General features: G+C 58.8%; 8 protein-coding genes and 3 pseudogenes. 9 read left to right on the forward strand and 2 right to left on the reverse strand.

The features are described 5' to 3' along the window. The first annotated feature begins 21 nt into the window (after positions 1–21). The 5 genes and pseudogenes from RM96_RS34585 to tnpB all read left to right on the forward strand — a co-directional run bounded on the left by RM96_RS34585 (position 22) and on the right by tnpB (position 6,043). Positions 22–762: an SDR family oxidoreductase gene (locus tag RM96_RS34585; protein ID WP_039016267.1), complete on the forward strand. Its 741-nt coding sequence runs from the start codon at positions 22–24 to the stop codon at positions 760–762. Positions 763–1,660: 898 nt separating this feature from the next. Beyond that, a pseudogene (locus tag RM96_RS34590) lies at positions 1,661–4,565 on the forward strand (Tn3 family transposase). A gap of 133 nt (positions 4,566–4,698) precedes the next feature. Then, positions 4,699–4,860: pseudogene (locus RM96_RS38265) on the forward strand (tol-pal system protein YbgF); the annotation flags it as partial. 497 nt (positions 4,861–5,357) lie between these two features. After that, positions 5,358–5,465 (forward strand): annotated as a pseudogene (locus RM96_RS41030) (H-NS family nucleoid-associated regulatory protein); the annotation flags it as partial. A gap of 365 nt (positions 5,466–5,830) precedes the next feature. Continuing rightward, complete coding sequence (tnpB, locus tag RM96_RS39660) at positions 5,831–6,043, forward strand: IS66 family insertion sequence element accessory protein TnpB (RefSeq protein ID WP_193752578.1); 213 nt, start codon at positions 5,831–5,833, stop codon at positions 6,041–6,043. Here tnpB and RM96_RS41035 read toward each other — a convergent pair. Then, the gene (locus RM96_RS41035) at positions 6,030–6,137 is read right to left on the reverse strand and encodes an IS1096 element passenger TnpR family protein (protein WP_443112295.1); all 108 of its coding nucleotides are present in this window, start codon (positions 6,135–6,137) and stop codon (positions 6,030–6,032) included. The two genes, tnpB and RM96_RS41035, sit on opposite strands and share 14 nt — an antisense overlap. A 304-nt stretch (positions 6,138–6,441) precedes the next feature. Here RM96_RS41035 and phaZ point away from each other — a divergent pair, with 304 nt between their 5' ends. Then, positions 6,442–7,683, forward strand: coding sequence for a polyhydroxyalkanoate depolymerase (gene phaZ / locus RM96_RS34610; protein ID WP_039016282.1), 1,242 nt, complete (start codon positions 6,442–6,444; stop codon positions 7,681–7,683). A gap of 301 nt (positions 7,684–7,984) precedes the next feature. Here phaZ and RM96_RS38285 read toward each other — a convergent pair whose 3' ends face one another. Then, positions 7,985–8,185 carry a hypothetical protein gene (locus RM96_RS38285; RefSeq protein WP_082016846.1) on the reverse strand — a complete coding sequence of 67 codons (201 nt, stop codon included), beginning with the start codon at positions 8,183–8,185 and terminating at the stop codon, positions 7,985–7,987. A gap of 320 nt (positions 8,186–8,505) precedes the next feature. Between RM96_RS38285 and RM96_RS34615 the strand changes: the two genes are divergently transcribed. From RM96_RS34615 to RM96_RS34625, 3 genes are all read left to right on the forward strand, one after another. After that, the gene (locus tag RM96_RS34615) at positions 8,506–8,967 is read left to right on the forward strand and encodes a hypothetical protein (protein WP_039016269.1); all 462 of its coding nucleotides are present in this window, start codon (positions 8,506–8,508) and stop codon (positions 8,965–8,967) included. Between the two features lie 375 nt (positions 8,968–9,342). Continuing rightward, positions 9,343–11,073, forward strand: coding sequence for a hypothetical protein (locus RM96_RS34620; protein ID WP_039016270.1), 1,731 nt, complete (start codon positions 9,343–9,345; stop codon positions 11,071–11,073). A 45-nt stretch (positions 11,074–11,118) separates the two neighbouring features. Further along, entirely contained in the window at positions 11,119–11,310 is a 192-nt protein-coding gene (locus tag RM96_RS34625; protein WP_039016271.1) for a hypothetical protein, read from the forward strand. Positions 11,311–11,392: the final 82 nt, after the last annotated feature.

Here is an 11,392-nt window from a genome sequence, read left to right on the forward strand (position 1 = left end):
AACCGCTTAAGGAGAAAAAGCATGACGACAGTGGAAGGAAAAGTTGTAGCCATCACCGGTGCGAGCAGTGGGATTGGCGAAGCGACCGCACTCATGTTGGCGGCACGGGGTGCAAAAGTCGTGCTGGGTGCGCGAAGAAGGGATCGCCTGGAGGCGCTGGTCGCCCGCATCGCCGCCGCTGGCGGGGAGGCAATTTGGGTTCCGACAGATGTCAGACAACGAAACGATTTATCGAACCTCGTTTCTCGAGCTTACGACAGCTATGGCAAGCTCGATGTCCTGGTAAGCAATGCCGGAATTGGCCCGATCTCGCCCCTTGACGAATTGCGGGTTGACGAATGGGACGACATGATTGACGTGAACTTAAAAGGTGTTCTGTATGGTATCGCGGCTGCGTTGCCGTTGTTTCGATCGCAGGGTTTCGGGCACTTCGTCAACATTGCCTCGACTGCAGCGTATCGCATCAAGCCCACGATGGCCGTCTATGCCGCTTCGAAACTGGGCGTGTGTGCTGTTTCAGAAGGGCTACGCCAGGAGGCCGGTGACAAAGTTCGCGTGACGGTCATTTCGCCGGGTTTCACGCAAACGAATTTCGCAGACTCGATGACTAACCAGGAAGTAAAGGCGCAGATCAACGCATCGATGGATCAATTTGCAATGTCACCCGATGCGATCGCGCGCGCGATCGCATTCGCAATCGAACAGCCTGCTGATGTCGATGTAAGCGAAATCGTCGTGCGACCGACGGCGCAGGGCGCCTGAGACATGGTGCCGAGCGAGCGATATTGACGCGATGCACCGCTACCCCGAGCGACAGTATCGGCACGCGGGGGCCAGATAGTCACGGGACACGCAGCTGCCGCCTGACCAATGCAAATCTGCGCGAATGCGTCGTCATACTGGCACAGAGAGCATCTGAATCGGCAGCACGTGCTTCATCCGGGGATTTTGATGAACCGCCATTCTTTGGGGGAAGAGATCTTTTGCTCTTGCCTGCATGAGCTGAGGGCCCGACGGCGGTTTGTGCTCGGTGCTCAAACTGAGCCAAGAAGGAAGGCGGTCCAAATTGGGGGAAGTGGCCTAGCCCATCGCGAGTGGGGGCTGGTGAAGTAGGTGCTTCTTGGCGTTAGACCGATGACGGTAGTGGATTCTCAGGTTTCCCTCAGGGCCTGCCTCAGGCCCGCATCTCAAAAGTAGGGACTGCCATCGAAACGCCAGCGGGTGGAGCCATTGCTGGATCGTCGCTTTGCCCGTTGGGCACGCACGTGGCGATATGGACGAAACGCAGACTTCGCCTCGCCAGGTCTGAAACCTTAGAGGGAGTGCCGATTGTTTCAAAGCGGAATTGAGCGAGTCATTCTTGGTGCAGCGACCGTCTTGTGGCTTGCCCACAGTTGGTATCTCAATAGGCAGCTCATCGAAGCTCGCGAGAATCTGGGGCGGCTGCTTGAACAGTTCCCTGGCATTCGAGAGTCGCTTTCTGGGACTGAACCACGGTTGACGCGAGGGCCCGGGTGTCTTGATTTGGGTGCAATTTACGACGGTTTGCAAACCTAACCGGGTTCTGGGTCATCCAGCCTAAGTTCTTGATTTTCTGAGATTTGCTGTTCGCCTTTGCTTGACGTATCGTGTTTGGCCCACCGCATGGGAGGCGCACGAGATGCAAGGTTGGCAGAGCACGTACTTGGGCGCGCGGGAGGTGCCGCGTGAACTCAGCAGTTTCGAATTGCAGACGTTTTTCACATACAGCCGCGCCGAGCACGAACTAATCGGGCGACGGCGGGGCTCGATGATGAAGCTGGGGCTGGCGCTGCACGTCGGCTTCCTGCGCATGACTGGTTGCCCATTGAATGCGTTCGGGATCCTGCCGCCGGTCCTGCTTCGCCATCTAGCTATTGAGCTAGATATCGACACACCCGATCTAGCTTCGTTACGGGCGCTCTACGCTCGCGGCCGAACGCTATCCGACCATCAACTCTTAGCTTGCCAGACGCTCGGATTTCGCCGGATGGTGGCACACCAGCGCCCGGCCCTTGTGCGGGCGTTGCGCGACGAGGTATCGCGTTGCGGAGATCGGGAACGACTGCTGTCGTATGGGCGCCAGTGGCTGTATCAGCATCGATTGATCATCTTCCACGAGCGCGCCCTTCGAAGTCTTGTCGCGTCGGAATTGGCCGAGTTTGAGGCCCGCGCCGCTGCCTCGTACAGTACCGCCTGCTACCTGGCGACGATGGGTAGCCGCAATGGAACAAGTACGACCAGATGGTCAACACGTCCAGAACTGGCTCTGGGCTGCCCCAGCGAAGCACTCGACACGACAGTTCGCGCAAGTGCTCGAACGTATTGAATGGCTGGTCGAAATTGGCGTTGACCGCCATCCAATCGGCCTCAACGATGTTCTGGTGCGGCGCTTCGCGCATCGCTTGGCGGGTCGCTCGCCATCGTTCAGCGCACGAATCAAGGAGCCGGCACGCACCCTCGAGGTGGGCTCGTTCCTACGATATTGCCTGCTCACTGCCACTGATCAATTGATCCTCATGTTTCAGCGCCGGGTGGCAGATCTATGGCGGCAGAGTGCCGACGGTGTAACGGCTCCCGTCGACTGGGCCGCACAATACAGGCAACTGCTCGATGAGCTAACCAGCTTGAATAGCGATGCGAGTATTTCAGATACGGAGCTGCGCTCGCATCTGGCTAACCTGGTAGCCGGCAAGCGTGCTCAGCGCGTATCAAGCCGGGCATCTGCGATCAGGCAGCGGCTGATCGACGCTATTAGGCCCGTGCGCGCGTTACTAGTGGCGGTCGCGAAGCTACCCTGGCAAGCCATCGGAGAACACCCCGCAATCGACGCTTTGAGCAAGCTGCGCGACCTGTATGCGAGGGGCGATCGACGCTTACCCGATGATGTGACCGCTCCTCGCCTAGGACAAGCCTGGCTCGAGGCCATCAGCGGTTCGGATCGCGAGCGCGCCTTCCGAGCATTTGAAGTCGCCACCCTGTTTGCCTTGCGTCGGGCCGTGCGCAACGGCTCGGTTTGGATCGAGCATTCATTGAGCTTCAGAGGTCGAGAGCGCTTATTTCTGCCAGCCGAGCGTTGGCAGGCTGAAGCTCGGCGACACCATTCGCGGCTGTCGCTGCCAGCCCAAGCTGACGACTTCCTCAGGCCGTTACTTGAGCGTGTACGCACAGGCATTGCCGCAGTGGCGGCAGCGGCGCGCGCTGGTACGCTACGCGCGGATGACGAGTTGCACCTTGCACCACTAGCGGCACAGGAAGAGGATCCGGAGGTATCAAGGCTGCGGGCCCGCCTTGACCGCCACATTGGCGATATCCAGCTACCTGAGGTCATCTTGGCAGTGGACGCCCAGGCGCGCTTCAGCTGGCACATGCTCGGCCGCGAACCCCGGTCTGAGCAGGAGCTGCTAACGGTCTACGCCAGCATCCTGGCGCATGGCACGAGTCTGACGGCGGCCGAGTGTGCCAGGATGATTCCCCAATTGTCGGCCACAAGCATTCGCCAAGCCATGCGCTGGGCGGGCGATGAGCGGCGACTGGCCCAGGCTTGTAAAGCAGTTCTGGAGTACATGCACCGCCATCCGATCGCGGCAAGCTGGGGCCGGTCGGACCTCGCCTCCTCGGACATGATGAGCTTGGAGACGAGTCAGCGTGTCTGGCAGGCTCGGCAAGACCCACGGCGCCAAACCGCCTCGGTCGGCATCTATACTCACGTTCGAGATCGGTGGGGGATCTTCCACGCCCAGCCGATTGTGCTCAACGAAAGGCAGGCCGGCGCGGCAATCGAGGGCGTTATTCGGCAGGAGCGAATCGAGACCACGCAATTCGCAGTCGACACCCACGGCTATACGGACTTTGCCATGGCCTTGGCCAGGCTTCTGGGATTCGATCTCTGCCCGAGGTTGCGCGAGCTCAAACAGCGTCGGCTATTCGTACGCCGCGGAACCGCTATCCCCGATGAGATCGCAACCGTTTGCGTCGCCAACGTGGATACTGCAGCCATCGAGGCACATTGGGACTCCTTGGTGCATCTGGCGGCCTCGGTGATGTCGGGACACGCCAGTGCAGTGGCAGTGCTGGGCCGATTTGGCTCGGCCGCCCGTGGTGACCCGCTCTATGAAGCCGGCGTGCAGTTGGGTAGGCTGCTGCGCACCGCCTTTCTAGCCGACTACTTCGTCAATGCCGGCTTTCGGCGAGAGTTGTTGCGAGTGCTCAATCGCGGCGAGGCCGTCAACTCACTGAAACGTGCAATTTATACAGGTCGGATCTCGGCGGCCCAAGCCAAACGCACGGACGAGGTGCAAGCCGTTGCCGACGCGTTGAGCCTGTTGGCAAATATTCTGATGGCGTGGAATACCGCCCAGATGCAGTCGATGCTCGATCAGGAGATGAGCCGGCGGCAGCCCATGCCAGCCGAGTTGTTCGGACGCATAGCGCCAACGAGGTTGGAGGGCATCAACTTGCAAGGCGTCTATCGCTTCCCGATTGAGCACTACACCGGACAGCTGCTGCCGTCCCAGACAGCACCCAAAACAAGGGCTGCAAGCTGAAATGAGACTGGCTTTGACCCCACGTTCGCACGATCGAGTGGATGGCTTAAATACATTTATAATCAAAGCCTTACATCGACAAGCCCGCACCAAACCTGGGTTCGCAAACCGTCGTAAATTGCACCCAGATCAAAGCCACCCCAAAGTGCCCGACGCAATGATCGCGGTTGCCAATAATCAGCTCGAGTCCGGCCAGAAGGCTGCAGCGCGCAAAACGCTGGAACAGGTCGTGGCCAAGTACCCCGGTACCGAAGGCGCGCGTGCGGCGAACAACCGGTTGAAGACGCTGAAGTGAGTGGGGCGGCTTCCAGCCGGCCGCACCACGCGTCGAAGGCCTGCTTTAGGTGGATCTTCAGATCCTGACGAACCTTACATTTTCCGGAGTGTGGGGTCTACGATGACCCTGAAAAGGTCCTGCCGGCTAGCTATACGGGCGCTGACACCCCTGCAGGTGCAATGGCAGTCATCACGCGAGCTGACCTGGTCCACTTCTTGTCGAGGACGGCGACGATCATCAGCCCAAGCGACGGGCTCAGGATCAACGAGAAGATAATCCATGTGGCGCCGGAGCGTCCCAGGGCGTTGGCAAAAAGGCCAACCGCGAAGGAGCAGGTGATCCAGGCAACAATTGCAAGCATGGCGGCAGATTCCATGGTTCAAAGTGATCGCCACGCGAAACGGCGAGTCATCAGTATGGGCACAACCGCAATCAGTAGCACTTGGGGAAAGGCATTAAGGGAAAGCGCTAAATGGGGCCATCGAATGGAAGGCCTCTATCCCACCGTTGGTGGTCACCGCAACGCGAAAGGGCTGACCTGGAACGGGCAGGGCGAGATGTCGTCGTGGCTGAAGCGCGCGGTCAATGCGGGGCAGAGCGTGGAGTTTTTCCGGATCGGGTAGCGCCGCCGGTTATCTCGGCATCTGCCACGGATCGATCTGCGGCCGTAGCCCTTTGTGATAGCGAATTCCCCGTATCTTGGCACGCCACCCAAAACACGAGAGAAGGTACGACAGCGTTTCTCTGGCTCAGTATCCGAGCTCTTGGCCATTATCGATGAGCAGGTTGAAATCATCCGAAAACAGTCGCGCTAGTCACCTTTGCCGGCAGGGACCGACGCAGCGGTTCGTCCATGGGGCCATCCCTCCGCATGTTCAGCCATTGCCGCATCGAGTTCCAGCGCCCTGGGCGGCACACTGATCGTGCACTGGCCGCTCCCTGCGGCGCAGCAATGCTGCCCAACTGCTCGGGGACTGGATGGGATGCGATGATTCGCATTGGCGTGCTGCGGCTGGCTGTCGAGCCCATCGACATGCGTGCCGGTACCGAGCGCCTGCTGGCGCGCGTGGTGCAGGTCTTCGGCACAGGCCAATCTCATCACGCTTACCTGTTTGCAAACGCCCGCCACACCCGCATCAAGCTATTGATACATGACAGCCTCGGCGTCTGGTGCGCCGCTCGCCGTCTCAACGAAGCATAAACTGGTGCAGATGATCGTCCGTCCAGCCCATGGACGCCTGGATGATCTCGTGAAGCTGAGGCGACGTGATGTGCTCAGGAATGAGCACGCACACGTCGCCAAATCGGCGACTCGAGCCATACAGCGTAAATCGGAGGGACGAGCGTTCACAACGACGATGATCGCCGCGACCAAGGAATCAGTTTTTTCCACCGATCTTTGGCACTGCAGCAATAGCTGCCCCGCCTATAGTGAAACTCTGGTACAGCCCCTGCACCCGCATAGGTATGGGGGCCGCAGACGAGATCCCGCGGTACGTCTGCCTCGACATCGCCCTCATCAAAGCGATCTGGACCGATGAGGTCTGGAGCTTGGATCGTGGCCGCCGGCCAGCCCAGTGTACTTTCTTGGAGGCCTCCATGCTCTACCGGTTCATGGAGTATCAGCGCGCAATGTTCGCGCCATTCGCTGTGTGGGCAGCGAACGCGGCAAGCGCGTTTTCCGATCATGAGAACCCGCTGTCGCAGATACCGGGCGCTCCCGCCTTTGCCACTGGTTATGAAATGCTGTCCCGTCTGGGACGAACCTACGACAAGCCGGGGTTCGGTATCGCAGCTGTTGAGCACAACGGCTGCGTCATCCCTGTGGTCGAGCAAGTCGTCCTAGAAAGGGCATTTTGCCGCCTTTTGCGCTTCGCACCTGATCCGGTCACACTTGGCGCCGCCGCTTCGCCTACAAGACCTGCTGTGCTGGTCTGTGCGCCGCTGGCTGGGCATCACGCCGTCATGCTTCGCGAGATCGTCGAAACCTTATTGCCCGAGCATATTGTCTATGTGACGGACTGGATTGATGCGCGCTGTGTTCCACTGGTGGACGGGCCGTTTCACCTGGATGACTATGTCACCGAACTGCAGGCGTTTATCCGTCAGATTGGCGCGGCGGAACCGCTGCACGTGATCGCCATCTGCCAGGCCACCGTGCCAGCCCTGGCGGCTGTTTCCCTGTTGGCCAGCGCGGACGAGCCGACTCCCAGGAGCCTGATCCTCATGGGCGGGCCCATTGATGCGCGTCGCAGCCCCACCGCGGTGGGAAAATTGGCCGCAGATCACTCGCTCGTGTGGTTTCAACGGAATCTGATCTATACAGTGCCCGATCGCTACGCCGGTGCCGGTCGCAAGGTGTACCCGAACTTCCTGCAGCTTGCCGGCTTGATGGCAGCACAGCCAGGTCTTTTGGTGGCGTCGCACTGGAACTACTATTTGGAGCTCGCGCTGGGTGACTACGAGCGTGCCGAGGCCCTCCGGCGCGTTCGCGATGCGCACCATGCGGTGCTCGACATGGCGGCCGAGTTCTATCTGGATACCATCCAGATCGTGTTCCAGGAATTCCGTCTGGCACGCGGCAATTGGTTCGTAAAAGGCCAGCCCGTGCGTCCGCAAGACATCCGCGCTACTAGGCTACTGACCATAGAAGGCGACCACGACGCCATTTCCGGCTGCGGGCAGACCCAGGCAGCGCACGGTCTGTGCCGAGGCATTGCGGCACGCGACAAGCAGCACGTGACAGCGCGCCGGTGCGGCCACTACGATCTTTTCGCTGGCTCCGGGTGGCACTCCGAGATATACCCTGGCATCCGCGCCCTAACTCGGCAAGATACATAACTAGCCGCGGTGCTCGCGCCCATCATGCAAACACCACAGTTGGCATCACCTGCACGCGGCAGTCGTAAGAATTCGATGTCGGCCGTCCACGATGACGTTGCTCACCACTGGGCCTAGCAATACCGCTTCTCCAACGAGGCAATGGTGATCCGCGGCATTCGGCGTTAGCTATCCTTCGCGACAAATAGGTCACAACGTGATAGGGGCCTCTCGATTACAACTCATCTCGAGTCACGGTAGTGGACACCGTTCATGCCCGGTGCCAAGAACGAAGATTGCACTGACTGCCGCACTCGCCGTGTTACGAAATGCGGCGCAGGGCTTCAAGCATAGAAGCCCCTTGACTCGTCAAGCGAGGGTGGGCATTACCGCTACCATGGCCATGCTCCATCGTCACCAGTTTGTGGACCAGCAATCCGTCCAGTTGTTCTGGTTCGAGATCGTCGATGTCTTGCGCACCGCCAAGCAGTAGCAGCGCGGCGATTTCATGCGGACTGAGCATGTCAGGCTCCTTTGTCGGGGCGCGGAAAAAGGAACTACGACTGCTGGTCCGTGGATGGAGTTCCACGGAGGATGGTAGGAACGACACTGCGTGCACTCGGTGCGAGGACGCGCTGAGTATGCGCACACCGAGCGTTTAACGTAAACCGTCTTGTCGGCGGAATCAAGCTCCACGTGTGCTGCGATGCAGCGGAGTGAAGCTGAGACACATCGGATCGTTGGTTGGTGTCTCAGGCGTTTCGCGACACCATGGCGAGCCGGATCACTGCAGATCGCGACAATAGTTATACTCCGCGCTCCAACGAATAACAGATAATCAACATGGTCACAGCAACCAAAGCAACGACGCCGACGAGCGCGGTTACCAAGAGGAAGCCTGTCGCAAAGAAGCTGACGGTACCGACGAAGAAGGCGAGCGTGCTCGTACGTGAAGCCCAGGTAGCGAAGAAGCACTTGCTGAAACTGTGGGCCGACACGAAGAAGGCCATTGAAGCAGCAAAGCGTGAGGTCGCGAAAGCATCGGAGGCCGCAAGGTCCGCAGCGCGTTTTGAGAAACAAGCCGAAAAGGACGAGCTCGCGGCGAAAAAGGCGAAGGCTGCAGGCGCCAAGAAGGCTTCAGGCAAAGCTGCCGCCACGAAGGTCGCCCCGAAAAAGGCAGCGGCCGGTAGCAAAGCCGCCGCGACTGTTGCGCCGAAGAAGGCTGCGGTGAATTCCGTGACGAAGAAACGAGCCCCGGCGAAGAAAGCGGCACGGACCGTCGCAACACCCGAAGCTTCGGCGTAATCTTTCGCCTACGGCTAGTAGTGGCCCTCGACAACCGGTCGACTGAGGCAGGATGGGCGCAAACCGGCCCCCAATCTTGACGCCCCGGACAGGCCCCACCGAGCTCTGGCCAATTCTTTGCCTTCTTGCCGTATCGGGCTCTAGCTCATGCTTCGTTAGGGCAGCGGTACGGACTGCGGAGGGTAGCGGCAATGAGAGGTGGTCGCAACGTTCAACACGGTAATATGTCGTTTAAAGCACTTCATGGGCTGGGATGAGGCAGGCAGCAACCTATTGATTTATTGGCATTTTCTTAGGTGGCGGCCCGGAAACCCGCATGGCTACAAGGGGCGGCTACCCCGGTAGACTGCAGCGAAAACAAAGTGAGACCTAAAAGTGCTCCAAATCGCCACTGGGAAGCTCTTCACTGCAGCAGTGGGGAGGGAAAACCGCTTGCGCGGCATCCTCTATACGAACGCTGTTTTTGCGCGAGAGGAGTCTGCACAGACTGCCGCAGGATGCCTTTTGCCGTCTTCGAGCTACTCGATTCGTCCTCATGTATTGATATATGAGTTCATCGAACGGATGGAGGATGAGGGTGTAAAGCCTGGCGTGCTTATCTCATCGACTGTTGATCCCTATCTCCATGATTTTTCGGTAGTGGCTTCATTTGCGTTGAACTGCACATGTACGCCGGATGTTGACCTTGCTCGACGGTTGACGAGTGGAGGGCGTGGCTTGGTCACTGGGGTCGCTCCACAGGAACTTGTTCGCAGATTCTTCGACAAGGAGTATTGGTGCCAGCCGGATGACATTGCATTTCTTAGAGACTTCACCAACAAGCTGATCGGGCTGCCGCGCAGTACTTTTCTTGGAGTGATGCGCGCGCTTCGCACCTATGTCAATGGCATGCACCGCATTGCTGATGATCTGGAACTCGCATACACGCTGCTTGTAGCCTCAGTGGAGTCGCTTGCTCAGGATTTTGACGGGCATGAAAGTGACTGGGAATCGTTTGACGAGCGAAAGCGTAAAGCAGTCGATGAGGCATTGTCTGCTGCTGATGAAGTCACAGCGCAGCGCGTTAGGGAGGCTCTTTTAAGGGTTGAGCATATCGCCTTGGGGCGTCGCTTCCGAGAGTTCGCGGTTGCGCATACGAGGCCATCCTATTTTCGTGAGGCATCAGGGAGTGATGGATTCCGGCTGGGGAGATCGGATCTGGCGGAAGTCCTTGGCTTGGCTTACCAATCACGATCAAAGTATGTGCACCAGCTTCGGCGGGTGCCAGATATGGTGACAATGGGGCACAGCCATGCTGAAACAGCAGTCGATGGACGCTCTACCCATCTAACCCTGCAGGGTTTGGCACGTTTGATGCGCAGCATCATTATCGAATTCGTGATGCGGCAAATTTCGATAGACCGTGAGCCATACGACTACCGACTAGAGCGAAGCGGCGTTGTACAGATGCAATTGGCTCCTCAGTACTGGGTGGGACGTGCTGAGGGAGAAATTACAAAGGCCGGCAGAGTCAAGTTAGAAGGTTTTCTTCAACAGCTAGAGTCTTGTCTCCTCAAGCAGCCTGATGCGGTGCTCACCGATATACGTCCGGTGTTAGAGAAGGCAGTCGAGTTCGTTCCAAGCACAAAGAAGCTTCACAGGCTGCCATATTTGGCTTTGCATTTTTTGTTCAATTGTCATGTGTCAGAAGATAACTCAGCGCCAACACCTTCGGCCATCAATGCATTGATCGAAAAGGAACTTGGGGAGCCCAGCTCTGAATCTCTTATCGCTCACGCTTTGTCTGGTCAGTTAGTGGATTGGCCCTTGGAGGTGCATCGGCAGACCTTGGACGGCTACTTGCGCCGTCGAGCTGCTGCGAGCGGTTTGCGATTTCCGCGAGCTTTCGAGGCTGCCATTACTCTGGATCTGGCAGAAAGATACCGCCTTGTAGGCGACATAGAAGCTTGCAAGGCGATGGTGGCGTTGGCTGTTGAAAACCACCCTGGACATGCGGGCCTACTGGAGTTCGAGGAGACCTTCCAAGCTGAGAGTCCGATTGGCTGGCGCGATGTCATGTTGCCAACGTCCAAAGAACCTACTGTCGAAGCAGCGGCCTCTTCTTGAGCGGACAGGTCGCCCTGTTTTCTGTACTGTTGGAGCTGATTGAGCATGGGGATGCTAGAAGCGGGCAGGGCAGAACTGGAGGCGGAGCGGCGAGACCAGGAACAACTGCGCACCCAATTCTCGACGGAACTCGAGCACGCACGGGAGCAGGTCGGCGTCGCGCAGGAGCGCGCCCATTCAACCGAGCGCGGCACGCTGCGCGAGGTGGATCAGGAGCGCACTGGCACGCCACCTTGACCTGCGGCGCCGCCGGCGGCGATGGTAGGTCCAGCGGCTGCGCAAAGAGTTCGGCCTGCCCCGGCAGGCGCTCGGAGCTGGC

Origin of the sequence: Cupriavidus sp. IDO, from assembly GCF_000812465.1 — a bacterium.
GTDB lineage: Bacteria > Pseudomonadota > Gammaproteobacteria > Burkholderiales > Burkholderiaceae > Cupriavidus.